Raw genomic sequence first — 24,585 nt, 5'->3', positions numbered from 1 at the left:
GCTTTGTCATCACCTTATATCGTATTTCTTACCGGAGGAATCGCATCGGGTAAGTCGCTTGTGGGGCACTATCTTGAAACACTTGGTGCTGTGCGTATTGATTTGGATGAGTTGTATCACCAAATTTTGGCCTCAGATACACTATGTCTCCAGCAGCTTGTAACCTCTTTTGGAGTAGAAATACTGTCTCAGGGCATCATCGACCGCCAAGCCCTTGCACATAAGGTATTTGGTGATCCTAATGCATTGGCAGAACTTGAACGTATTACACATCCTTTTGTTTTTTGTGCACTTAAGTCGCGCATACAAGAGCTTTGTGTGTGTTCAAAATCCTCATCGTCTCAGCGTATGATTGTAATTGAGGTTCCGCTTATTGATAAAGTTTCGGAAGTGAGCTATTTAGCAGATGAAATACTAGCTCTTATTGCACCCATGAAGGCTCGTTTGCGCTATGCACAAGTTCGCGGGCTCTCGAGAGAACAGATGTGTGCGCGTATGGATGCACAAGTGGGAAATTCACTGCTTTGTCATAAGAGCGATACACTTATATTAAATGCAGGTTCGGTATCAATGCTTAAACATCACGTTAAAGCGTGGTATCTGAGCCGTATGAAACGGATGATCGGTAAAGGATTGTAAATATGGGTAAGCCTCGGTTTTTTCGCTGGTTTAGAGTAATACCACTTATTTTTGTGATAGGTATATCGGCTGTTGTTCTTTTTGTTCATCTAAGCCAAGATAAACAGATTGCAAAAACGTTCTATCCAGTTCCGTATGCAAAAATTATTAAACAGGCTTCTCAAAAATATGGTGTTGATCCCTATCTTGTGTGTGCGGTTATCAAATGTGAGTCTAATTGGAATAAAGACGCTAAGTCTCAAGCAGGTGCGGTTGGACTTATGCAGATTTTGCCCGACACTGCTCAGCATATGGCAAACAAAGGTTTAATTTCTCCCAAAACGTATCCCTACCAGGATCTTTTTAATCCTCGGAATAATATTGAGTACGGTGTTGCGTATCTTGCGTATTTGCAGTCTCAACTTTCAAGTCGAGATGAAGTTGTTGCCGCTTATAATGCAGGTCCAGGCAAAGTTCAAGAATGGAAGCACGGCAGTGATGATCCCATTCATAAAAATATAACCTATGCCGAAACCAGCATTTATCTGGCTAATGTTAATCAGACCTATGAAATTTATAAGCATCTTTATCCCGACGGTATTGATTCTTAAAGGACGCATGATGAGTGCTTACAATCATTTTGGCGCAGAACTTGTTCGATTTGGACATTCAAAACAGCAGCAACCCTTTCAAGTTGTTGCTGATTTTGCACCAAAAGGAGACCAACCTCGTGCAATTAACGCCCTTACTAAAGGCGTCATGCAGGACAAGCTGCGTTATCAAACGCTTCTTGGTGTAACGGGTTCGGGCAAAACATTTACCATGGCAAATCTTATTGAGCAAACGCAAAAAACAACGCTTATTATTGAGCCAAATAAAACGCTTGCCGCGCAAGTTGCAAGCGAAATGAAAACGCTTTTCCCTCATAATGCGGTTGTCTATTTTGTTTCGTACTACGATTACTATCAACCCGAAGCGTATATTCCGCAGACTGATACCTATATAGAAAAAGATTCGTCCATCAACGAGGAAGTCGAAAAATTACGACATCAAACAACTTCAAGTTTGCTTTCACGCCGTGATGTAATTGTAGTCGCGTCTGTATCGTGCATTTACGGTATTGGAAGTCCGCAAGATTATGCAGGTCTTGCTCCTACTATTGACAAAAATACGCCGCTTGAACGTGATGATTTTATACGAAGTCTTATTGATATTCAATATGATCGAAACGATGTTGATTTAATCCGTGGAACGTTTCGTGTACGTGGTGATTGCGTTGATGTGTTTACTCCTTATGGTGAGCATCCCATTCGTGTGTCATTTTTTGGCGATGAGATAGAGATGATTGCCGAATTTGACGAGGTAACCGGAGATACTCTTTCACAGTATGATGCACTTCCCATTTGGCCGGCTACGCATTATGTGAGCGCGCGTCCTAAGATAAATCATGCAATTCTTACGATTAGAGATGAGCTTGAAGCGCGCGTGCAAGAGCTAAAAGCACATAATATGCTTCTTGAAGCCCAGCGTTTGCAGCAAAGGTGCAGTTACGATTTGGAAATGCTCGAAACGATGGGATTTTGTTCGGGTATCGAAAATTATTCGCGCCATTTGGATGGCCGCAAGCCCGGTGAGGCTCCCTATACGCTTATAGATTATTTTCCTGAGGATATGCTGTGCATTATTGATGAGTCACATGTAAGTATTCCTCAAATTAGAGGCATGTATGAAGGTGACCGATCGCGCAAAATTACCCTTGTTGACCACGGTTTTAGGCTCCCTTGTGCTCTTGATAATCGTCCTTTGCGTTATGACGAATTTGAGCAACGTATACCGCAATTTGTGTTTGTATCGGCAACACCGGGCGATTACGAGCTGAGTGTAAGTCAAAACGTTGTTGAGCAAGTTATTCGCCCTACAGGTTTACTAGATCCTCGTGTTGAAATTCGTCCCACCCGTGGTCAAATTGACGATTTGGCCGATGAAATTCGCATGCGTGTGGCAAAGCATGAACGTGTACTTGTTACAACGCTTACCAAACATATGGCAGAAGATCTTACTGAACATTTGCTTGACGAGGGCTTTAAGGTAAACTACATGCACTCTGACACCGCCACGCTTGACCGTATTGATATTATTCGCGCTTTGCGCACAGGCACGTTGGATGTTTTAGTGGGCATTAATCTTTTGCGTGAAGGTCTTGATATTCCCGAAGTCTCACTTGTAGCTATTCTTGATGCAGATAAAGAGGGGTTTCTTCGTAATAAACGTTCGCTCATTCAAACTATGGGGCGTGCAGCACGAAATGCAGAAGGTTCAGTTATTATGTACGCAGATCGTATGACAGATTCTATGCAAATTGCCATAGACGAAACAAAACGCAGGCGCACGTTGCAAATGCGTTACAACGCTCGGCATCATATTGTTCCGCAAACTATAAAAAAATCGATGTTGGACGTTACAAGTTTTATACAAGCGGCACATGAAACGCTCGATTCCAAACAGCGTAAAGATGGCGTTTTCTATACTGCTTCAGGTACGCTTTCTGACAACAATGAAAACCATACACCTGCACACAACGTGGGCGAAAATTCTGCAACTCAGCTTTGTTCGTCGCTTGAGGGGATGCCAAAAGAAGATGTTGCCAAGATTATGGGTGCACTGCAAGACGAAATGCTTGCAGCTTCGGCTTCTATGGATTTTGAACGTGCAGCAAAGTTACGTGACCAAATTGTTGAACTCCAAAGCGTTCTAGAAGGTTTGTCCGCCGACGATATACTTGCCCGTCTCAAAGTACGTGCTCGCTCAAAAAGTAGCTTTGGACGTGCACGTAGTAGATTTAAGAAATAAGCTCTTGCGCGTTGTATACGTTCTTGGTCTGGCAAGCACGGTGTAATATGTATGTTCGCCGCAAAACTGCTTAGCACAGTTTACTTTTCCTCTATGAACACCTCATACCTTACTAGTTTCGTCTGCTTAAACATGCATGTTTGTGGTGCTTGTCTTTATAATTTTTAGGTTATTAATATGATAAAATTATGATTCACCCTATTTGATATATACTAAGTTCCCCTTGGTGTGTAAGATTCTTATGCACTATATACAAGCCGGTCTCATTACCGTGTAAATATGATTTTATTTGGGTAGTAAGTTATTGAAATTTGGATAGTAAGTGATTGAATTCCATAAGCTCAAAGCTACACGAACGCATTTCACTGAACACGATGAGAGTTAGTTAGAAGGTACGGAGGAAACATGGATCAATACAGACCGCTTAATGATCATGTCTACGAGTATGTTATCGCATTAATTAATGATGGAAAGATTACCGCCGGTGACCGCGTAAGTGAACAAATGATCTGCGATGCTATGGGTGTCTCGCGTACGCCCGTACGTGAAGCGCTTATCAAGCTGTCTGACGATGGTTATTTAGACAATGAGCTGCGCAAAGGTTTTCGCGTTCATGGATTTGATGAACAGGCTGCTGTTGAGATTTTCCAAATTATAGGACCGCTTGAAGGTCAAGCTGCTTGTCTTGCGGCTCAGCATTTAACGGATAGTGATTACCAGCAGTTGCAATTTTTAATCGATTCCATGGATCTTGCAATTCGTGGAGGTCTTCTTTCGCAGTACGATCAGCTTCAGCGCGCGTTTCATGAGTATTTTGTTTCACGTTGTGGCAATGAGCGTTTAATAAGCCTTCTTCAGCAGCAAAAACGTTATTTTATTCGTCGTGAGCACGTGAGCAATCATACCGAAAGAATGCTTGAGGTTGTTCGTTCTGCTAACGAAGACCATCAGAAAATTGTTGATTTGCTTAAAGCTCACAAATTGGATGAACTCTTTACGTTTATTTGCAATGTTCATTGGGACTCATCAAAAACTAATCTTGTAACATGGTAAGGTGGATCATCTCGATTTATCTTTAAAGTGCAAACTTTTTTTGCAGAGCAGATAGAATATATGGTATTCTATCTGCTCATCTGTCTAGAACGTATAAGGAGGCTGTTAGATGAAACCAAAAATTATTGTTGCGTGTGGAACTGGTGTTGCTTCTTCTCAGATTGTTGCAGCCAAACTTATGCAATTTTGTAATAAACATTCATTTGATGTTGAGATCAAGTGTGTACCAATTAAGGATTTACCTTGTGCGCTTAAAGATGCTGCGGTTTATGTTTCTCTTGTTAAATCATCTCAATACAATGATGTGCCTGTGATTAACGGAATACCGTTTTTGACTGGTAAGGGAGCGCGTGTTGAACTTGCGCATCTTACGCAGATTCTTAAAGACTTACATGCTTAAACATGTAAACGCCTCAAGACTTAAACATCCAAACTTCCTAAGCTAACAGGCAATTAATCGCTGTGCGTTGAAGAAGTGAGACTTTGAGTAAGCGCTTGTGCCGCGCGTAGACCGTCAGTTGCTGCACTCATGATTCCTCCTGCATATCCAGCTCCTTCTCCGCAAGGCATGAGTCCTTTCGTTGAAAGAGATTCAAGGGTTTCGCTCCGTGTAAGCCTAAGCGGTGAACTTGAACGCGTTTCGACTCCTGTTAAAACAGCGTCTTCGCAGTTAAATCCATGTAATTTTTTGTCGAGCTCTGGCAATGCTTCACGTAGGGTTTGCGTAATATAGTTTGGCAAACACAGTGTTATATCGGTCCATGTTACGCCAAGTGGATATGTGGGAGAAACGCTTCTGGCGCCGGTGGATGCTCGATGCTGCAAAAAGTCGCCTACCAATTGTGCAGGTGCTTGATACGTTTTGCCCGCAATGGTATATGCTTTTTGTTCGCACTCCTCTTGTAATTTTAATCCTGCAAGAACATCTGCGCTGTCTAAATCTTCGGGGAATACATTGGCAAGAAAACCTGCATTTGCGTTAGTTCCTGCACGTGTTGAAAGGCTCATACCGTTTGTTACCACTGCGTGTTTTTCGCTTGTTGCCGCAACTACATAACCACCTGGGCACATGCAAAAGCTAAACGCGCTTCTTTTGGATCCAAGATGACAAGCTATTTTGTAATCTGCTGCTCCTAAAATTTTTGTAGCAGGATTTAAGCCATACTGCGCGGCATTTATTGCGGATTGCAAATGCTCAATTCTCACTCCCATAGCAAACGTCTTTTTTTCCATATATATTCCCGCGCGATGCAACATGGTATAGGTATCACGTGCGGAATGTCCCGTGGCAAGAATCACATGATGCGTTGTAATGTGTTCTTCGCTACGAAGGGCATCGTGCGCTGTTGAACTGAGCCAAATACCTGTAACTTGTTTGTTCTTAAGCTCCAGCTGTGTCATCAAGGTAGAAAAGCGAACTTCGCCACCGAACGCTTCTATTTCTTTTACCATATTGGTAACAATACGTGGCAAAATATCAGAACCAATATGAGGTTTTGCATCCCATAGTATGTGCTCAGGTGCACCCATACGAACAAACGTTTCTAGGATAAGCTTATGCAACGGGCTTTTTGTACCAGTTCCTAGCTTGCCATCAGAAAACGTTCCTGCACCGCCTATGCCAAACTGAATATTGCTGTTGGTATTAAGCGTCTTGTGAGCTATAAACTCTTGTATTGAATGCATGCGTGCAGAAGCCGATTCTCCGCGCTCGATGAGCAGTGGCTTTAATCCTGCGTGTGCAAGATACAGCGCGGCAAAGAGACCGGCGCATCCGGCTCCCACTACAACAATTGGATAGGTGAGTGCAAGATCGCACGAAGCTGGAAATTGTGGCGAGGATTGCGCTTCGCAATACGTTACTCGTGCATAAGATACTTTATGATGGATACCTTTACGAGCACCTTTGTGATTAGAGCAGGTGCTGTGTGCCGCGCGCTTTGCATGAGTTTGATTTTTGTTGTAGGTATCAATGAGTTGCTGTTCGTAAGCTGCTCCTTGTTTTAGAGCAATACGAACATGGTACAGCATGGTAAGAGCACCCTTATGACGCGCATCAAGTGATTTTCGGATAATGAGGCAGTTGTCTATTTCATGATCAGAAATGCCAAACATACCGCAAAGTTGTTGAATAATCCAGTGTTTTTCATCGGCATGCCAACGTTTATATGTTTGTAAACTGCAAGTAAGTGAAGATATATCAATCATGTTTATTGTTCCTTAAGAGTTTTGTATGACGCGCATATGCTTTGAGCAGCACTCATGCCAGACTTCCATGCCCACGAGAGATTATACCCGCCACACATACCGTCTATGTCAAGGGATTCTCCTATAACGTATAAGCCAGGAATATGATGAGCTTCCAATGTGTGAGGATTTATATCGGTGCTAGAAACACCACCTCGATGTACCTGTGCTGACGTAGTTTGAGTAGTTGAAATAAACTTAAGTTTATAGTTTTGTATAAGTGAGCGTAAAGCACCTGCGCGTGTGTTTAGATCGGTAGATTTTTGAGTCTTTTGGTTGAGGTTTATAAAACTTGTTTTTGCAAAAAACTGAGCAAGTTCGGGTGTAAAGATGCCACTAAGCGCACAAGCTAGGTCGCGTTCAGTATACGTCTTTTGTGCTACGGCTACAGAATTATGTACGTTACACGCGCGCTCTTTGTAGGATAAAAGCGTGTTGTAGATAAGTTCATAAGCCTGTGAAGTTGTATATTCAGGCAAAAAGTTAACAACTATATGATCTTGCGTCCGCGCAAATCGTGATGCATTAAAACTTACAATACCCGATATGCCATAGTCACGTATGAGTACCTCACCTGCTTCTTGCCAAATTACCTTATCTGCGCGTTCAAGAGATAATTTTGCTTGTGCGCGTAATCCATTTAACACAAAAAGTGGATCATCGGCGCAAAGCAAAGGGCATAAGAGGGGAGTAAAGTTAGTTGTTGATAGTTGAGATGGAAGTATTGGCAGATTGTTTTTTCCGCCACATGCAATCACAACGTTTTGCGCAACAATTGTTTTGCGTATACGATCGTGAGTTGCACGCTGCATTGTTTGCACATCCCATAAGTTCTCATAGCTAATTTTAAAACCCGTATCTTGTTGGTCAATACGAGTAACCGTACGTCCGCATATATGAGTGTGCTTATAGGATTCTAGAGTATTCAGTAACACTGAAGTTACCGACGAAGCTTGCAACGAGTGAGGATAGAGTCGGTCTTGTTTTGAACACCATAAGAGACCGCATCGTTTAAAGAATTCATAAATATCCTCAAGCGCACAAGGCCCAAAGGATTGCTCAACAAAATGTGGATTGTTATAACCTAAGGGATTAAGATTTGTTGTTGAGAAATTACATGCTCCATTACCAGTAGGAAGAATGGAAGTTCCCAGTTCTAGGTTTTGTTCGATAATGCAAGGGGAGATACCATGCTCAGCCAAGGTAATGGCGCACGCTAAACCAGCGGCACCTCCTCCTATGATTACAACATCTGCGCTACGAGGAGCCGTGACTTCATAAGCCTGTTGGATAAGTTGCGCCGTCCGCGCGCTTCGTGAAGGTTTTTTCCAAGTGGTATGTTTCATGCGTAGTATCCTAAAATCACAGCAGCTCACATGTTTGCAGAGTTAAGTTTGTGTTCTTATGCAGCTTCGTATTGGTTAATAGCTATCCTGCACTTAGTTTTGTTGTGCTTCAAGATCAGTTAACACCTTAAGTGTCTTTGGTATAAGACCTGTTTGTAAGGTAGTCTCCAGTAATCCCGTATCACAGCTTTGAGCTATGTAGGGCATGATTTCTACCTGATCAAGTGCGCAAACATTAAAATGTTGTGACGTTTCTAACAAATGCGACTCGCCATAGGGGTAGATCGTTTTGTCGCAATCAGGGCATTTTATAAAAGACATGTTTTCAACAATGCCCAAAATATCAACTTGCATCATTTTTGCCATTTTGAGAGCTTTTCCAACAACCATTTGCACCAAATCTTGCGGCGAGGACACAATAATTACGCCGTCTATGGGCATCGACTGAAAAACAGTTATGGCAACATCGCCCGTTCCAGGAGGCATATCAATAAGCAAATAATCAAGGTTGCCCCAAAGAGTGTCCTCAAAAAACTGTTTGAGGGCGCCCATAAGCATAGGTCCACGCCATAGGACGGGATCGGTTTCATGTTCAACAACCAAATTGGTGCTCATGATTTTTATGTCTTGAGACGAGCGCGCAGGAATGATCTTGTCATCTTTTCCATAGGCATGTTGTCCAGAAAGTCCAAACATCTTAGGAATAGACGGTCCTGTAATATCTGCATCCAATATGCCAACGTTAAAGCCCAGACGTTTGAGCTCAATTGCACATGCTCCACAGATGAGTGACTTACCAACACCGCCTTTGCCCGATATAACGCCAATAATATGCTTTACATGGGCATGTTCAGTAAGCTCAAAGAGTTGAGGTGATCTTAGTTGTTGTTCGTGAGCGCGCCCGTGGCCTAAGGTCTGAGCTACCTCGCGCCTGAGCGCCTCTTTATCAATATCGACTGCCACAAATACTCCTTTTATTGCATGTATGAGCATGCTGTGTTGTGTGGTAAGTTATCTTGTATTAAAAATATACCCCACTTGAACATAATTTTTTAGGCAAAGTAATTGATTCAATAGTATTACCACGCTCGTTTATCTATACGCGCGCGAAAGTGTTGCTGACATCAATAGTCCTATGTTGCAACTGTTGTGATTTTCACGTTTATGCATGTTCATGTTAGACTTAGTACGTTGAGATAACTTAAAAGGACACTTCTGTAAGGGGTTCATGTGAAAGGTATCATTTTAGCAGGTGGTTCGGGTACAAGACTTTATCCACTTACCACTGTCACAAGCAAACAGCTTTTGCCTGTATATGATAAACCAATGGTGTATTACCCGTTGTCAACCCTTATGCTTGCAGGTATTCGTGACATTATGATTATCTCAACGCCTCATGATTTACCTAATTTTAAACGCCTGTTAGGTACAGGAGCTGATTTTGGTATTTCTCTTTCGTATGCTGTTCAACCAAGTCCAGATGGACTTGCCCAAGCTTTTGTTATAGGCAAAGATTTTGTTGGAACAGATGCATGTGCATTAGTGCTGGGCGACAATATTTTTTATGGTAACGGCCTTGCGCTTCGTATGCGCAAAGCTTCTGCACGTGCGCAACAAGGACGCGCAACGGTATTTGGTTATCGAGTTGATGATCCCGAGCGTTTTGGTGTGGTTGAATTTGATAAGCATTTTAACGCGGTTTCTATTGAAGAAAAGCCTTTGGTGCCTAAAAGCAATTATGCAGTTACAGGGCTCTATTTTTATGATAATCGCGTCGTTGATTTTGCATCAAAAGTTACACCATCCGCGCGTGGTGAGTATGAAATAACCGATCTCAATCGTATGTACCTAGATGATGGTAGTTTAGATGTTGTTACTTTGGGTCGCGGTTTTGCCTGGCTTGATACGGGAACCATGGAATCGTTGTTTGAAGCATCGCAATTTGTACGTACGGTTGAACAGGCTCAGGATTTACCTGTGAGTGTCCCCGAAGAAATTGCATACGAAAATGGATGGATCACCCAAGACCAGCTGGTTTCCTGCGCTGATCGTTACGGAAAAAGTGATTACGGACGACATCTTAAAGCTGTTGCCGAAGGTAAAATCATACCAAGTGAAAAGGATTTTGAGTAATGAAACCACTTCATATTCTTGTTACAGGCTCTCACGGCCAGCTTGGCTGCGAATTGCGACGTCTTTTGAGCACCTTACAAGCCGAAATAGGGCCAGTGCCTTGTGAGTATGCGCACGCCTGTATTGATTACGTAGATCTTGAAGATCTAGACATTTCTGATTATGAAGCTGTACGTGCCTATGTTGCTAGTAGAGATCCTTATGATTTGGTTATTAACGGTGCAGCTATGACCAACGTCGACGGATGTGAGCAACACGAGGCAGCTGCCTTTAGTGCCAATGCACAAGGACCGCTTAATCTTGCACGAATATGTGCAGAACAAGGTGCAAAACTCGTTCAAGTTTCTACCGATTATGTTTTTAGCGGAACCGAAGCACGTCCTCGCACCGAAGATGATTATCCATGTCCGATAAGTGCATACGGTCGTACTAAGCTTGCTGGTGAAGCTTTAGTTTTGGCGCAAAATCCAAAATCATTTGTTGTTCGAGCTGCTTGGCTTTATGGATATGTCGGCAAGAATTTTGTACAAACCATGATTGGGCTTGGTAAAACCCATGACCAGATTTCTGTTGTTTGCGATCAGATGGGAAATCCAACTTCTGCCAATGATTTGGCATACGAGATTTTGCGTATAGCCCAAACTCAGTCCTATGGAATTTATCATGTGACAAATGAAGGAACTTGTTCATGGTTCGATTTTGCTTCAGCTATTATGAAACACGCACAGCTTGCGTGTAAAGTTGTTGCGTGTACTTCCCAAGAGTATAAGCGTATGAACCCTCAAGCGGCGCAGCGCCCTCATTATTCAAGTTTAGAAAACAAGCATCTTGTGCAAACCATAGGCAACGAAATGCGCCCTTGGCCCGATGCGCTGGCAAGCTATTTTGAACATATCGAATATGTACAGAGCTCTTTGAGCGCGCACTAACTTTTGTCAGCATGCGTTTACATGCAACCTCGCAAACGTGAAAGGAACAATCATGAAAACATATCTGGTTACCGGCGGTGCAGGCTTTATTGGCTCTAATTTTATCCTTTATATGCTGCGTAACTATACCGATATCCGTATCGTTAACATGGACTGCCTTACCTATGCAGGAAATCTTGAAAACTTGCGTTCCATAGAAGATGATCCGCGGTATGCCTTTGAGCGTGTGGACATTCGTGATGCCTGTGAGGTGTCGCGCGTACTGCGTACGTATAAGCCTAACTATGTGGTAAATTTTGCAGCTGAGTCCCATGTAGATCGCTCCATTGAGACTCCTCAAATTTTTGTCGAAACAAATGTTTTAGGCTGTGTTACCCTTCTTAACTGTTGCAAAAAGCTTTGGCTTGATGATAAAGGAAGTTTTGGCGATCATCGATTTTTACAAGTTTCAACCGACGAAGTTTACGGCGCGCTTGCAATTCCAGACGAGGTGAATCCAAACGGGAGCCCTAAAAATCCTGCACATGCCACCTATTTTCACGAGGATACGCCTCTGTGTGGGCATAGCCCGTATTCTGCCTCAAAAGCTTCTGCTGACATGCTCACGCGCGCTTATTGGGATACGTACAAGTTTCCCGCACTTGTGACGCGCTGTTCAAATAATTACGGACCATTTCAGTTTCCAGAAAAATTGATTCCGCTTATGATTCATAATGCACTTCACCATAAAGAATTGCCGGTCTATGGAGATGGTCTTAATGTGCGCGACTGGCTGTATGTAGACGATCATTGCAAGGCTATTGATATGGTGTTACAACGCGGACGGTTGGGCAATGCCTATAACGTTGGCGGTCATAATGAGCGCTCAAATATCTACATTGTAAAAACCATTGTTGAGCACGTTCGTAACGTTACAGGAGACCATGCTATTACAGAAGATTTAATCCGCTACGTTGGGGATAGAAAAGGTCACGACAGGCGTTATGGAATTGAGCCTACCAAAATTAAAGATGAACTTGGTTGGTACCCAGAAACCACGTATGAAGACGGTATCATTAAAACCATCGATTGGTATTTATCGCATCAAGCGTGGACCGAGCATGTCTGTTCAGGCGCGTATCAAAGCTACTACAAAAAGATGTATGACAATCGTTAAGTTGCCAGCTATTAAATGGAAAGGTCAAATATTAAAACAGATAATTCATACAGCTAAATACGTGTGTTCTTAAATGGCTCAACAGTCTCTTCAAAAGGGAGTTTCTGTTCGTTGTCTTCACGTGTTTTCTTTTGCGCAAGTGCCATTTCTTGCGCGAGTTGATTAACTCTATACTTAAGACGAGAAATTTCAACAGACGAGGTAAAGACCTTAATAAGTAAGATGCCTACGACACATAAAAAGACAAAATTACTGGTAGAAACAAAGCCTAGTATGCGCGAAAAAAAGATCATTACAGCAGGTACCAACGCTATAATAACCACAATTCCCACAAACGATACCCAAAAAAGTGAATCTTCTATCTGTATGCGTGACTTTTTAATGCTTCGTAAAACAACAGCCATAATTCCTACAGCACCTACGATCAGCAATATACGTAAGATAATTGACATGTAGTTCTCCCTTATACAATACGTGCATGTACCACTTCATGCATATTTTTGCTTAAGTTTGGTGTCTAGGTTATCTAAACCATTGAAATAAAACGATAGACATGCAGGTGCGGCTCATGTATGAAATGATATGACCTATATCAAAGTAGCTTTGGCCGCCTTGTCGTTCGCGCATTTTTACCGGCACTTCTCCAATGGTATAACCGTGTCGGGCAAAATATGCCAATGCATCGGGCTCTGGAGCTAAGTCAAAAGCTTGAGCATAGATGCGTATAAGTTTTTTGTTGTACATGCGCAATCCCGATGTTGGATCCTGAATTGATATGTGAGCTATCAGATGAATAAGTGCCGAAATAAGGCGCGATCCAAGTCCGCGCGCGCCTGTGGGTTTATCAACACCGGTACGCGAGCCAATGACAATGTCGGCATCTTGGGCGCACATACATTCGTACATGCTCATAATATAGTCGGGCATATGCTGTCCATCTGCATCAAACTGGACAACAGCTTCGTAGTTATGCCGATATGCATATTTCATACCCGTTTGAAAACCTGCAGTAAGCCCGCAGTTAATGGGAAGTGACAAGTAATTAAACTTGTTCTGCTCGCAGATAAGTGCGGTTGTATCTTTTGAGCCATCGTTTACAACGAGATAATCTATTTGAGGACAACTGGCCGTTAATTCCCGAATAGTTCGCTCTAGACAGGCGGCTTCATTGTAAGCAGGAACAACTGCTAATATTTTTGGCATAAAACTCCTCATAAGTGTTCTTACATGCATGAGTATACACTATTTAAGCACGCATAATTTTCTGTGTATGCTCATCTATTATGGATTTATGAAGAAACGCCATGCAGGTTTATCGCATTTTCTATGGGTTACAATAAAGAAGTTTCGCAAGCGCGCCAGGGGTAAGTGCCTCTGCGCTCATACATCGGGTTATCTCAAGGAGTTACTATGGAATCACCATGTATTGAACAGGGAAATTTTGTCTTTCATCGCAGCAAAATTGATGGGCTTTTCATTATTAACACAAAAGTATTTGGTGATGAGCGCGGCTTCTTTATGGAAACGTATAAAGAACCCGACTTTATACAAGCGGGTATTACAACCAAGTTTGTTCAGGACAATCACTCAAAATCTTGCCGTGGTGTTTTGCGCGGCCTCCATTTTCAAATTCATCATCCGCAATCAAAGCTTGTTCGCGTGGTAAAAGGCCGCGTCTTTGATGTGGCGGTCGATTTAAGAAAAGGCTCTGCTACCTATGGCCAATGGGAAGGCGTTATCCTTTCCGAAGAAAATCATACCCAATTTTATATACCTCAAGGCTTTGCCCATGGTTTTTTGGTTTTGAGCGACGAGGCCGAATTTTGTTACAAGTGTGATGACATCTATCATCCAGGTGACGAGGGTGGCATTATGTGGAATGACCCTGATATTGCAATCGAGTGGCCAGCTTTATCAGGCGATACAGCATTTAATCCATCATCACTTATTTTGTCCGAAAAAGATAAAACGCATCCGTTCTTAAGAGATACTCACATTTCGTTTTAGAAACGCGCGTGTGCGTATAGCTTTGGCACGCTCAATCAAAAATAGACGCAACTGGCATGTGCAAACTTCCAACTAAAGAACTTTTGTATCTTTTTGTAGCATACGATTAAACGACGCTACAATGGTTGTCACATGTAACCAGAATCACTTGGAGGCTTTTGCATGAAAGAATATGATGACAAGACACTTGCTCATGTTCAACGCCTAGAACTGATGATTTTAAAAGATTTTATTCATGTGTGTGACGAATATGACCTGACGTATTTTGCTTATGGTGGAACTGGCATTGGTGCATTTCGTCATAAAGGTTTTATTCCTTGGGATGACGACATTGACGTTTGTCTTCCTGCATGTGACTATAAAAAACTTTTAAGTGTTTTTGAGCGTGATTATTCAAAAACATATACCGTTATGAACGCACATAAAGATCCTCATTATCCACTTCCAACATCGCGTATTATGATTAAAGGTACGCAATTTTGCGAGGAAGCACTTAAAGATTTACCGCTTGATTTAGGCATCTTCCTTGATATCTACTGCCTTGATAACATTCCCGATGACGATAAGCTTTTTCGTAAACAGGCTCGTAAGGCATGGTTTTGGTCGCATATGCGCCTCCTTAAATTAATTCCCAAGCCCTTTATTGTCTATCACGGATTTAAGGGTTCGGTCGTACGTTTTGTAACGTATACCGCTGGTTGGATTATTTCGCACATGCCGCTTAGTCTTGAATACTGTCTAAAAAAAGAAACAGAAGCTCACGAACAGTATGCCGATGAAAAAACTGGTCGCATTGGCTATCTGTGCGATACCAATCCTTATAATCTGGTTTGGACATGGGAAGAAGTATTGCCGCCCGTGATTTTGCCTTTTGAAGGTTTTAACGTAAAGTTTCCAGCAAATATAGACGCTCATTTGCGTGCTTTTTACGGCGATTATATGCAAATGCCTCCCGTTGAACAGCGTAAAAATCACTATCCTGCACGTCTAGATTTTGGTTCTTGGAAGTAAGAGCTATTTTCTCATGTGAGTATCATGCACCTTGCAGCTTTGCCGGGTGCATGCACTTTACCGAGGTATGTCGAGCGATTCTATTCATTTTAACCGCTTTACGCCCGTTTTGAAGTTTGGTTGCTCATTTGTCCACGCGCATACAGTTTGTTTATAGCGCGCGCAATGCAGGTTGGCCAAAAACGTTTCAGCATGCTTAAATCCTCTTGCTCGCGTTTATTATTTTCAATTAAACGAGATGTTTCTGATCCTTCATGGATTCGATGACACATAAGAGGCTTTGGATTATAAACAAACATGCCTTGTTTTCTACTTAAAAACTCCCATGTTTGCCAGTCAAGATTGGATCCATAGCTTGTTTCAAAAAGAGGACGTGTAAATTTATGCATAATATAGGTGACAGCAGGACAACAAATAGGGTTGCCAAAAGCTAAAATTAAGCGCTTTATGAGCTTTACCTGAGCTAAAGTGTGTAATTGAAGCGGCATAAGCATGAGGCGCTTAATACCTAAAAGACGATTATCACAAACTTCCGTAGTTCCACGCAGCTCTGCATATCCCGAGAAATACAGCAGCGGATCTGTGGCGGCATTTATATGTGCAAGCATTTCTTCTACATAACGGGGTTTATATACGTCGTCTTGGTGCGCAATTGTTACAAGCTTTGTGTCTGCACGCGATAATGCAAAATTCCAGTCGCCGCCTATGCCATGAGAATCAGTGGTATTGATATAAAAGGGTATGCCATATTGTGAACATAGATGTTCTATGGTGTCCGATGGCGTGGACGTAACTAAAAGCACACGACTTGTCACACTTTGATTTTTTAGCGAGCGCATGCAATCCTCAAGGTAGGGACTGTCTTTATATGCGCAAATAACAAAACAATGGTCGTTAGATGTATACACGTTCTTCCTTTGGTTGCCAAGATTCTGTAGAGAAACCATAACATAGTATAATAGCAAGATGCGTTGAGAATACGTGTGAAGGCTTATGTATACACATGAGTTATACCGATATATGTATTACAGAAGTGGATGTAGAATGGCCTATAAACAATATGAAGATCCTCATGAATTAAGACAACTCCAGCTCATTTCAACCATGATTTTGGGTGAATTTGATCGTATTTGTCAAAAGCTCAACATTGAATATTATGTGTATGGTGGTACCGCAATTGGTACAGTTCGCCATAAAGGCTTTATTCCTTGGGATGACGATGTTGATATTGCTCTATTTAGAGAAGACTATGAACGCTTTATGCGCGAAGCTCCTCAAGAAATGGGGGAGGCCTTTGAACTTATAAGTGGTAGGACAGAGCCGTTTTTCCCTGCATGCAATGCTAACTTTTCACTCAAGAATACGTTTTGTGTTCCAGAGGAATTTGCACATTGTCCTTTCCAATATCCTATCGGCATTGGACTGTTTGCATTGGATAAGCCTTCGAATAATCCTCGTATGTTTGCACGTCAAAGGCGTATGACATGGTTTTTTGCACGTCTCGCTTTTTTGCGTGCTACGCCTGCGCCTCATGTCCAACTTTCTCAGCCGCTTAAAGGATTAGTATTGGCTGCATGCTATCTGGCCTATTGGGCAATGAAAATTTTTCATGTTTCACCTCGCTGGATTCATGCACGTTGGGAGCATTATGCTCGTCTGGCAGAACATGAACAAGGTGAGACCTACGTTGATTTTATGGACAGAGATCCTCATGCATGGGCGGTAACGCGTGCGGAGGCCTATCCGGCTATCCGTGTTCCCTTTGAAACTATTACGGTTAATCTTCCTAAGGCCTATGATGTGATGCTTAGGCGTGGATTTGGCGATTATATGCAATTACCACCCGAAAATGATCGAAAAAATCATTATCCTTCTCGCTTAGACTTTGGACCGTATAAAGACATTAAGGAATAACGTGTGGAAATAGCTCAAAGTAAGGCGCAACTGCGCAAAAATTATATATGGAATACGCTAGGTAGTGCTGCAAATGCTCTTTCCAGTGCAATTTTGTTGCTTATGACTACACGCATTTTAGGCCTGGAAGCTGCGGGTATTTTTGCGATTGCGTTTGCCTTGTCACAACAGTTTCAAGTTATTGGACATTTTGAAATCCGCTCCTATCAAGCAACCGATTCCCAAGAACGATTTTCGTTTGCAACATACCTTGCCGCGCGTTACATAAGTTGTCTTGTTATGTGTGTAGTAATTGTTGGATATACGCTTTATACCAATGGAATAACACCAGTTGCACTAAGCATTATGTTGATAGCATTGCTTAAACTCTTTGATGCATTTGAAGATGTATTCCATGGCATGTTTCAGCAGCGAGGCAGACTTGACATTGCTGGGCGCGCGTTTTTCGCACGTATTATTGCGTGTATGCTTGGTTTTTGTATTGCGGCGTTTATCACTCGAGATTTATGCTCCTCATGTATCGTGGCTTTTATTTTGTCTGCGTTTGCATTTTTCTTTTGCAATATTCCTTTTGCTCAACGGTTTGTGTCGCTTCGTCCGTCATTTAAGCCTGCGGCCATAATTAAGCTGTTTTGGACGTGTTTGCCACTTTGTATAGGCTCGTTCTTTCTTGTATATATTACTAACGCTCCTAAATATGCAATAGATATGTATTTAACCCGTGATTACCAGGCGCTCTATTCCATTTTATTTATGCCGTCTTTGGTTATTAATCTTTTAAGTGGCTTTGTCTTTAAGCCGCTTCTTACCGATATGGCGTTGTGCTGGTCTCAAGCGCGCATTAAAGACTTTGCGCAGATCATTTTTAAAGGATTTATGGCAATTTGTGCGGCAACACTTGTAACCTGTTTGGCGGCATGGTTTTTAGGAATCGAAGTGCTGGGCGCACTTTATGGTGTTCAACTTGCAGCATATAAGCTTGAGCTTATGCTTCTCATTGTTGGTGGACTTTTTAATGCAAGTGGCATAATTCTTTACTATGCAGTAGTAACGATGCGCATGCAGAAGTACATTTTTGCTGCATATGGTCTTGCGTCCTTGTTTGCATTTTGTGCATATGGATTGGTGGATACCTATAAAATTTGTGGTGCAGTCGTGATATATGACGCGGCTATGTTAATTGTTGCCCTTGTTTTCCTGTGCGTTACGCTCGTGGGATTTATGCAAACAAAACGGAGTAAGCGTTCAAAGACACGGTAAAATCATGCAACTATGACTTGATTTTGTGTCCAAGGCTCTTTGTGTTCAGATTATGTTTGCTCTATAAAATAATTGAACGTTCAATTATCTGACTCTATAATTAAAAAATGAACGCATGAGAGCGTTACCGTATGAATACCATGTTGGTATCGCAGTTGTAAAGGACAGATAATGAGTCTTAGTAGAGCTATGTTTTATATTTTGCGCGCACAAGGAAGCTCCCAGCAGCTCTATACCCAGCGTGAGCTTTGTGAAATAACACATATGTCATTGGGTTCAGTAAATACGGCATATGCGCAGGCAAAACGTGTCGGATATCTTGTAGATGGACGTCTAAGTGAAAAGGGTCGCGCTGCATTAAAGCCCTATGAAGTCCACAATGCAATTATTATGGCGGCTGGTTTATCATCTCGTTTTGCACCCATTTCGTACGAACGTCCTAAAGGTGTTCTTAAAGTTAAGGGCGAAGTTCTTATTGAACGCCAAATCAAGCAGCTACTCGAAAAGGGTATCTCAGATATTACGGTTGTTGTTGGTTATAAAAAGGAATGTTTTTTCTATCTTGCGCAAAAATATGGCGTGGATATTGTAGTGAATCCTGATTATGCAACACGCAATAATAACTCAACCTTATGGCATGTTAAAGATCGCCTGAGTAACACCTTTATTTGTTCGTCTGATAATTATTTTGTTATTAACCCCTTTGAGCGCTATGTCTATCGAGCATATTACGCAACGCAGCATGTAGATGGTGATACCAACGAGTGGTGTGTAACAACGGGGGCTCAGGGGCGTATTACCAAGGTAACCATTGGCGGCCATAACAGCGATATTATGCTTGGTCATGTGTTTTTTGATACGGCTTTTTCACAAAAATTTGTTGATATTTTGCAGGAAGAATACCCAAAACCCGAGACTGCAGATAAACTTTGGGAAGATATTTATGTTGATCATCTTAAAGAATTGTCCATGGTTTCAAGGCTGTATTCAAGTGATGACATTAAAGAATTTGACTCACTTGAGGATTTAAGATCGTTTGATCCTCATTTTTTGGAAAATGTTGACTCTGAGGTCTTTGATAATATTTGTAAAACTCTTTCGTGCTCAAAACAAGATATTGGTGGATTTTATCCACTTAAGCAGGGTCTTACCAATTTGTCTTGTCACTTTACGGTGTGCGGTAAAGAATACGTGTATCGTCATCCAGGTGCTGGCACCGATAAAATGATCGACAGAACAAGCGAACGTGCAGCGCTTCTTAAAGCTCGCGAATTAGGGCTCGATACTACATTTATCTATGAGGATGAACGCAAGGGCTGGAAAATTTCGCGTTTTATTCCCCATGCACGTACCCTTGACCCAACCGATGATGCGCAACTTAAACGTGCAATGCAGATGTGTAGGACGCTTCATGACAGCTCGGCACAGCTTGCTCGTCGCTTTGATTTCTTTGATGAAGGCTTGCGCTACGAGCAGCTTCTTAAAGAGCATGGACCTATTGATATTTATGGCTACGATGAATTAAAAGAAAAAGTTACCTTACTTAAATCGTATGCAGAGGCTGATGGGTATCCCTTATGCATATCACATAATGATTTTTATATGCTTAATCTTCTGTTAGACGAGCACGACACCATGACGCTTATCGACTGGGAATATGCAGGCATGTCTGATATTGCCAATGACTTTGGAACGTTTTGTGTATGCTGCTCGCTTGACGAAGAACGTGCTAATAGATGTATTGATTATTATTTTGGGAGAAAAGCTTCAGACAAAGAACGTCGACATTTCTGGGCGTACGTTATATTTGCAGGCTGGTGTTGGTATATTTGGTCGCTTGAAAAAGAGGCCGAAGGCGAAAATGTTGATGTGTGGCTCTATATTTACTACCGTTATGCTGGCGAGTATGTCGATAAAATTTTGGCTTGGTATGAAAGTGGCATTGCTCCAGCTTGGAAAAACTAGACATTGTAATTATTTGTATTCTTGAATGACTATATGCCATGAGTGCATGATGTGCTTTTGAGTATAAGCAGGGGAGATGTGTATGAAATTTGGTCTTTTAAGCGGTATCTTATGGGGTTTAGATACCTGTATTTTAGGCATTGCATTTTTGTATCATCCGTTTAATAGTGCCCTTGACGCGGCTTTGGTGTGTGCGGCTGTTCACGACATTATAAGTGCGTTAGTTTTGATTACACTTGTTGTTGTGCGCGGAAAATTTTCTCAGTTTTTGCAGGCATTGCGTACAAAAGGAGCTCTCATCATATGTTGTGGTGCTCTTATGAGCGGCCCTGTTGGCATGAATGCGTATATGTCGAGTATCAACAATATAGGACCGGCACCAACTGCAATTATCTCGGCATTTTATCCCGCGGTTGGTACATTTCTTGCGGTATTCTTCCTTAAGGAATCAATGAATACTCAACGTCTTGTTGCCCTTTTTGTGGCGCTTGCAGGTGTTATTATGGTTGGCTTGCAAACTGCACAAGGTTCGGTTGAAGGAAACACGATTATTGGTGTTGCGGCAGCATTTATCTGTGTTCTTGCATGGGGTTCTGGTGCTGTTTTTGCCTCATGGGGGCTACAGTCTACCCAAGATCTAGATTGCGATGTAGCGCTTTTAATTCATGAGCTTACTTCCAGTCTTACCTACGCTTTAATTGTGCTGCCTTTAGTTGGTGCATGGGGTTTTGTTGCACAGATGTCAGTTGCGCCTGCCAGTATATTTGTTGTAGGAGCAGGTATTGCAGGCGCTTTGTCGTATTTGTTCTACTACAAAGCAATCGACGTTACAGGTGCTGCACGCGCGATGGCGTGCAATATTTCTTATTGCGCATGGGCTCTCATTTTTTCATCGTTGTATGCAGCTACTATGCCTAATCTTATAAGTATTATTTGTTGTATTGCTATATTTGTAGGTACCATTTTATCGGCAACACCTGATTGGTCGGTCTTTTTACCTCAAACTGATAGACAAATGTAAGACATGCAAAAACATGGGTATCCTTGATATCATTACGAGAGAATTTTGTAGCCAGCTTTAAATGGGAGCATATTGATGAGTGACAGGGTAATTTCGATTAAGGGCGCGCGTGAACATAATCTAAAAAATATCTCAGTCACCATACCTCGCAATAAATTGGTTGTTATCACGGGACTGTCAGGTTCAGGAAAATCAAGTCTTGCATTTGACACCATTTATGCGGAAGGCCAACGGCGTTATGTTGAGTCTTTGTCAAGCTATGCGCGCATGTTTTTAGGTCGTATGAATAAACCCGATCTAGATTCTATCGAAGGTCTTTCTCCAGCAATATGTATAGATCAAAAGACAACCGGTCATAATCCTCGTTCTACCGTTGGAACTGTTACAGAAATTTATGATTATATACGTCTGTTATATGCGCGGCTTGGTTGTGCACATTGTCCAGAGTGTGGGTGCGTGATAAAAAAACAAACCGTTGACGAAGTTATCGATCGCATTCTTGAACAAGCGCCTAACCGACGTGCATATGTACTTTCACCTGTTGTTATAGGTAAAAAAGGACAGTTTACCAAGTTGTTAGATGATTTAAGGCGCGAGGGTTTTTCTCGTGTTCGTATTGACGGCACTTTTATGCTGCTTGACGACGATATCTCCTTAAAGAAGCAGGTAAAACACACTATAGACGTTGTTGTTGATCGTTTGGTTTTACGTACAACGAGTCGGGTTCGTATTGCTGAGGCATGTGAGAATGCTACCAAGTTATCCGCTGGTCGCGTTATTTTTTATGTCTTAGAAGCGCGTGAGCAGACGGGTCAACACGCAGATACAACAAAGAATGAGAGTGCATTTGAGGCGCAATTTTCATTAGCTCTGGCTTGTCCTGTTCATGGACACTCTATAGATGAGCTCCAACCACGAGATTTTTCATTTAACGCTCCCTATGGTGCATGTCCAGATTGTGATGGCCTTGGAAGTAAGCGATCCATTGATGTTGATGCAATTATAGAAGATCCACGTTTATCGGTTGCAGAAGGCGTTTTTGGTGGTGTTCTTGCGCGCTCAAATTATTATTCTCAGATCCTCGATGCTGTTTGTAATTTTATGGGTGCCTCATCCGCAACTCCGTATAAAGATTTGTCAGATTCGTGTCAGCATGCGCTGCTCTATGGGTTAGGATCACAGGAAATTCCCGTTAGGTATCACACAAAAGATGGACGCATTAACGAGTGGAAAACAACTTTTCCAGGTGTTTGTGATGTACTTTTTGATAAGTATCAAGAAAGTACCTCTGAAACCATGAAGCAGCATTTTGCAAAATTTATTAAAGAAGTTCCCTGCACAACGTGTAAAGGTGCTCGTCTTAAGCCCGAATACTTGGCGGTTACTGTTGGCGATAAAAATATCCAGCAACTTTGTGAACTTTCATGTGCCGAGGCTCTGTGCTTTGTGCAGTCGCTTCATTTTGACAAGCGACTTTCTGCGATTGCACAACCGCTTCTTAAAGAAATTCGTACACGACTTGAATTTATGGTACATGTTGGCTTGGATTACCTTACGCTTGCACGAAGTGCGTCTACCCTTTCTGGTGGGGAAGCACAACGTATTCGCCTTGCAACGCAAATTGGATCGGGATTAACAGGCGTGCTTTATATTTTGGATGAGCCTTCAATTGGTCTTCATCAAAAAGACAACGATCGTCTTATCACTACGCTTAAACAGCTTCGTGATCAGGGCAATACTGTAATTGTGGTTGAGCATGATGAAGATACTATTCGTGCTGCCGATTATGTAATTGATATGGGACCAGGCGCAGGTGAGCTGGGCGGAGATGTAATTGCTCAAGGCACGCCCTCACAAATTATGCGTGCAAAGCATTCGCTGACAGCAGACTATCTTGTGGGTCGACGAAAAATTGCCGTACCACGCACGCGACGAACAGGTACAGGCCATGCGTTTACGCTTTCAGGTGCTGCCGAAAATAACTTACAAAACATAGAGGTGTCAATACCGTATGGAACATTTACTGTTGTAACAGGTGTTTCGGGTTCGGGTAAATCTTCTTTGATTACAGATACCTTAGCACCACTTTTAGCTCATGAAATCAATCATTCAAAACAGCGTATAGGGGCGTATAAAAGTTTTTCGGGTCTCTATGATAGCCAGCATAAATCCTATATTGATAAAGTTATCAATATAGATCAGTCGCCTATTGGTCGAACCCCTCGTTCTAATCCTGCTACGTATATTGGACTATGGGACGATTTGCGCGCCTTGTTTGCTTCTCTTCCCGATAGTCGCGCGCGTGGTTATAGTGCTGGACGTTTTTCGTTTAACGTTTCAGGCGGTAGGTGCGAGGCATGCAAAGGTGACGGGCAACTCAAAATTGAAATGAACTTTTTACCTGATGTTTATGTGCCTTGTGAAGTTTGCCATGGCAGGCGCTATAATCGCGAAACACTTGAGATTTGCTATAAAGGAAAATCTATAAGCGATGTGTTAGACATGACTGTTCACGAAGCTCTTGCCTTTTTTGCGTCAATTCCCAAGATTTCGCGCAAGCTGCAAACACTCTACGATGTTGGTCTGGGTTATATTCACTTAGGCCAAAGTGCAACAACGCTTTCTGGTGGGGAAGCGCAGCGTGTTAAGTTGTCTCGCGAATTACATCGTCAGCAAACGGGAAAAACGTTTTATATTTTGGACGAACCTACGACGGGTTTGCATTTTGAAGACGTACGCATGCTTATTGAGGTACTGCAAAAATTGGTAGATGCTGGCAACACCGTGGTTATTATCGAGCACAATTTGGATGTTATCAAAGTTGCTGATTATCTTATCGATCTAGGTCCTTTAGGAGGAGCGCGCGGTGGTAACGTTATCGCAACAGGTACGCCCGAGGAGCTTGCAGCTTGTGATAAAAGTTATACAGGCCTTTACCTAAAAAGAGTTTTACCTGCCAAGGCATAATTCTAAGGTGTTACTTTCGCAAATGAGATGAAGAACGTATTCGCGTATTATAATGAAATCTAAATTGCACAAATTGCATATGGATATTTCTGTTTCTTGTTAGATAGA

General features: G+C 42.1%; 21 protein-coding genes. 15 read left to right on the top strand and 6 right to left on the bottom strand.

What is annotated here, in order from left to right; translation table 11 throughout:
- The first annotated feature begins 3 nt into the window (after positions 1-3).
- The 5 genes from coaE to AC1DBT_RS00575 all read left to right on the top strand — a co-directional run bounded on the left by coaE (position 4) and on the right by AC1DBT_RS00575 (position 4,921).
- Positions 4-639, top strand: coding sequence for a dephospho-CoA kinase (gene coaE, locus AC1DBT_RS00595; protein ID WP_480018184.1), 636 nt, complete (start codon positions 4-6; stop codon positions 637-639).
- Between the two features lie 2 nt (positions 640-641).
- Entirely contained in the window at positions 642-1,229 is a 588-nt protein-coding gene (locus tag AC1DBT_RS00590; RefSeq protein WP_480018183.1) for a lytic transglycosylase domain-containing protein, read from the top strand.
- A gap of 10 nt (positions 1,230-1,239) precedes the next feature.
- Complete coding sequence (gene uvrB / locus AC1DBT_RS00585; RefSeq protein ID WP_480018182.1) at positions 1,240-3,468, top strand: excinuclease ABC subunit UvrB; 2,229 nt, start codon at positions 1,240-1,242, stop codon at positions 3,466-3,468.
- A gap of 405 nt (positions 3,469-3,873) precedes the next feature.
- Positions 3,874-4,521 (top strand): GntR family transcriptional regulator, encoded by a 648-nt coding sequence (locus AC1DBT_RS00580; protein ID WP_480018181.1) that lies wholly within the window; start codon positions 3,874-3,876, stop codon positions 4,519-4,521.
- 109 nt (positions 4,522-4,630) lie between these two features.
- The gene (locus tag AC1DBT_RS00575; protein ID WP_480018180.1) at positions 4,631-4,921 is read left to right on the top strand and encodes a PTS sugar transporter subunit IIB; all 291 of its coding nucleotides are present in this window, start codon (positions 4,631-4,633) and stop codon (positions 4,919-4,921) included.
- A gap of 53 nt (positions 4,922-4,974) precedes the next feature.
- On the opposite strand, the gene AC1DBT_RS00570 is transcribed toward AC1DBT_RS00575, so the two are convergent.
- The 3 genes from AC1DBT_RS00570 to AC1DBT_RS00560 all read right to left on the bottom strand — a co-directional run bounded on the left by AC1DBT_RS00570 (position 4,975) and on the right by AC1DBT_RS00560 (position 9,077).
- Positions 4,975-6,729 carry an NAD(P)/FAD-dependent oxidoreductase gene (locus tag AC1DBT_RS00570; protein WP_480018179.1) on the bottom strand — a complete coding sequence of 585 codons (1,755 nt, stop codon included), beginning with the start codon at positions 6,727-6,729 and terminating at the stop codon, positions 4,975-4,977.
- Positions 6,730-6,731: 2 nt separating this feature from the next.
- Positions 6,732-8,114 carry an aminoacetone oxidase family FAD-binding enzyme gene (locus AC1DBT_RS00565; RefSeq protein ID WP_480018178.1) on the bottom strand — a complete coding sequence of 461 codons (1,383 nt, stop codon included), beginning with the start codon at positions 8,112-8,114 and terminating at the stop codon, positions 6,732-6,734.
- A 93-nt stretch (positions 8,115-8,207) separates the two neighbouring features.
- Positions 8,208-9,077, bottom strand: a complete 870-nt coding sequence (locus tag AC1DBT_RS00560; RefSeq protein WP_480018177.1) for an Mrp/NBP35 family ATP-binding protein — start codon at positions 9,075-9,077, stop codon at positions 8,208-8,210.
- Positions 9,078-9,344: 267 nt separating this feature from the next.
- Between AC1DBT_RS00560 and rfbA the strand changes: the two genes are divergently transcribed.
- From rfbA to rfbB, 3 genes are read left to right on the top strand one after another with little or no spacing between them, the layout of a single operon-like run.
- The gene (rfbA, locus tag AC1DBT_RS00555) at positions 9,345-10,247 is read left to right on the top strand and encodes a glucose-1-phosphate thymidylyltransferase RfbA (protein WP_480018176.1); all 903 of its coding nucleotides are present in this window, start codon (positions 9,345-9,347) and stop codon (positions 10,245-10,247) included.
- A complete protein-coding gene (gene rfbD / locus AC1DBT_RS00550) occupies positions 10,247-11,176 on the top strand; it encodes a dTDP-4-dehydrorhamnose reductase (RefSeq protein WP_480018175.1) in 930 nt (309 codons plus the stop codon). Before rfbA ends, rfbD begins: the two co-directional genes overlap by 1 nt.
- 52 nt (positions 11,177-11,228) lie before the next feature.
- The gene (gene rfbB, locus AC1DBT_RS00545) at positions 11,229-12,332 is read left to right on the top strand and encodes a dTDP-glucose 4,6-dehydratase (protein WP_480018174.1); all 1,104 of its coding nucleotides are present in this window, start codon (positions 11,229-11,231) and stop codon (positions 12,330-12,332) included.
- Between the two features lie 53 nt (positions 12,333-12,385).
- Here rfbB and AC1DBT_RS00540 read toward each other — a convergent pair whose 3' ends face one another.
- Together AC1DBT_RS00540 and AC1DBT_RS00535 are read right to left on the bottom strand one after the other, a co-directional pair.
- Positions 12,386-12,784 carry a DUF2304 domain-containing protein gene (locus tag AC1DBT_RS00540; RefSeq protein ID WP_480018173.1) on the bottom strand — a complete coding sequence of 133 codons (399 nt, stop codon included), beginning with the start codon at positions 12,782-12,784 and terminating at the stop codon, positions 12,386-12,388.
- Between the two features lie 70 nt (positions 12,785-12,854).
- Positions 12,855-13,535, bottom strand: coding sequence for a glycosyltransferase family 2 protein (locus AC1DBT_RS00535; RefSeq protein ID WP_480018172.1), 681 nt, complete (start codon positions 13,533-13,535; stop codon positions 12,855-12,857).
- Between the two features lie 207 nt (positions 13,536-13,742).
- On the opposite strand from AC1DBT_RS00535, the gene rfbC reads away from it, so the two are divergent.
- Together rfbC and AC1DBT_RS00525 are read left to right on the top strand one after the other, a co-directional pair.
- On the top strand, positions 13,743-14,339 hold the full coding sequence (gene rfbC / locus AC1DBT_RS00530) for a dTDP-4-dehydrorhamnose 3,5-epimerase (protein ID WP_480018171.1): 597 nt from the start codon (positions 13,743-13,745) through the stop codon (positions 14,337-14,339).
- Positions 14,340-14,501: 162 nt separating this feature from the next.
- Complete coding sequence (locus tag AC1DBT_RS00525; protein WP_480018170.1) at positions 14,502-15,350, top strand: LicD family protein; 849 nt, start codon at positions 14,502-14,504, stop codon at positions 15,348-15,350.
- 98 nt (positions 15,351-15,448) lie between these two features.
- Here AC1DBT_RS00525 and AC1DBT_RS00520 read toward each other — a convergent pair whose 3' ends face one another.
- The gene (locus AC1DBT_RS00520) at positions 15,449-16,258 is read right to left on the bottom strand and encodes a glycosyltransferase (protein ID WP_480018169.1); all 810 of its coding nucleotides are present in this window, start codon (positions 16,256-16,258) and stop codon (positions 15,449-15,451) included.
- Positions 16,259-16,394: 136 nt separating this feature from the next.
- Here AC1DBT_RS00520 and AC1DBT_RS00515 point away from each other — a divergent pair, with 136 nt between their 5' ends.
- The 5 genes from AC1DBT_RS00515 to uvrA all read left to right on the top strand — a co-directional run bounded on the left by AC1DBT_RS00515 (position 16,395) and on the right by uvrA (position 24,477).
- The gene (locus AC1DBT_RS00515; RefSeq protein WP_480018168.1) at positions 16,395-17,264 is read left to right on the top strand and encodes a LicD family protein; all 870 of its coding nucleotides are present in this window, start codon (positions 16,395-16,397) and stop codon (positions 17,262-17,264) included.
- 3 nt (positions 17,265-17,267) lie between these two features.
- Positions 17,268-18,524 (top strand): lipopolysaccharide biosynthesis protein, encoded by a 1,257-nt coding sequence (locus AC1DBT_RS00510; RefSeq protein WP_480018167.1) that lies wholly within the window; start codon positions 17,268-17,270, stop codon positions 18,522-18,524.
- Between the two features lie 171 nt (positions 18,525-18,695).
- Positions 18,696-20,489, top strand: coding sequence for a phosphotransferase (locus tag AC1DBT_RS00505; protein WP_480018166.1), 1,794 nt, complete (start codon positions 18,696-18,698; stop codon positions 20,487-20,489).
- Between the two features lie 82 nt (positions 20,490-20,571).
- Positions 20,572-21,510 carry a DMT family transporter gene (locus AC1DBT_RS00500; protein WP_480018165.1) on the top strand — a complete coding sequence of 313 codons (939 nt, stop codon included), beginning with the start codon at positions 20,572-20,574 and terminating at the stop codon, positions 21,508-21,510.
- 75 nt (positions 21,511-21,585) lie between these two features.
- Positions 21,586-24,477: an excinuclease ABC subunit UvrA gene (gene uvrA / locus AC1DBT_RS00495; RefSeq protein ID WP_480018164.1), complete on the top strand. Its 2,892-nt coding sequence runs from the start codon at positions 21,586-21,588 to the stop codon at positions 24,475-24,477.
- Positions 24,478-24,585: the final 108 nt, after the last annotated feature.

This window comes from Fannyhessea sp. C0108B2 (assembly GCF_056583915.1).
The sequence above is the reverse complement of the archived record's forward strand: the minus strand, read 5'-3'. Positions and strand labels throughout refer to the sequence as shown.

Excerpts from the sequence above, each read along its gene's own strand:
- uvrA (WP_480018164.1), top strand. The coding sequence starts at position 21,586 with ATGAGTGACAGGGTAATTTCGATTAAGGGCGCGCGTGAACATAATCTA.
- AC1DBT_RS00590 (WP_480018183.1), top strand. The coding sequence starts at position 642 with ATGGGTAAGCCTCGGTTTTTTCGCTGGTTTAGAGTAATACCACTTATT.
- rfbD (WP_480018175.1), top strand. The coding sequence starts at position 10,247 with ATGAAACCACTTCATATTCTTGTTACAGGCTCTCACGGCCAGCTTGGC.
- AC1DBT_RS00580 (WP_480018181.1), top strand. The coding sequence starts at position 3,874 with ATGGATCAATACAGACCGCTTAATGATCATGTCTACGAGTATGTTATC.
- rfbC (WP_480018171.1), top strand. The coding sequence starts at position 13,743 with ATGGAATCACCATGTATTGAACAGGGAAATTTTGTCTTTCATCGCAGC.
- AC1DBT_RS00575 (WP_480018180.1), top strand. The coding sequence starts at position 4,631 with ATGAAACCAAAAATTATTGTTGCGTGTGGAACTGGTGTTGCTTCTTCT.
- AC1DBT_RS00570 (WP_480018179.1), bottom strand. The coding sequence starts at position 6,729 with ATGATTGATATATCTTCACTTACTTGCAGTTTACAAACATATAAACGT.
- AC1DBT_RS00505 (WP_480018166.1), top strand. The coding sequence starts at position 18,696 with ATGAGTCTTAGTAGAGCTATGTTTTATATTTTGCGCGCACAAGGAAGC.
- AC1DBT_RS00535 (WP_480018172.1), bottom strand. The coding sequence starts at position 13,535 with ATGCCAAAAATATTAGCAGTTGTTCCTGCTTACAATGAAGCCGCCTGT.
- AC1DBT_RS00515 (WP_480018168.1), top strand. The coding sequence starts at position 16,395 with ATGGCCTATAAACAATATGAAGATCCTCATGAATTAAGACAACTCCAG.
- rfbB (WP_480018174.1), top strand. The coding sequence starts at position 11,229 with ATGAAAACATATCTGGTTACCGGCGGTGCAGGCTTTATTGGCTCTAAT.
- AC1DBT_RS00540 (WP_480018173.1), bottom strand. The coding sequence starts at position 12,784 with ATGTCAATTATCTTACGTATATTGCTGATCGTAGGTGCTGTAGGAATT.
- AC1DBT_RS00565 (WP_480018178.1), bottom strand. The coding sequence starts at position 8,114 with ATGAAACATACCACTTGGAAAAAACCTTCACGAAGCGCGCGGACGGCG.
- AC1DBT_RS00500 (WP_480018165.1), top strand. The coding sequence starts at position 20,572 with ATGAAATTTGGTCTTTTAAGCGGTATCTTATGGGGTTTAGATACCTGT.
- AC1DBT_RS00525 (WP_480018170.1), top strand. The coding sequence starts at position 14,502 with ATGAAAGAATATGATGACAAGACACTTGCTCATGTTCAACGCCTAGAA.
- uvrB (WP_480018182.1), top strand. The coding sequence starts at position 1,240 with ATGAGTGCTTACAATCATTTTGGCGCAGAACTTGTTCGATTTGGACAT.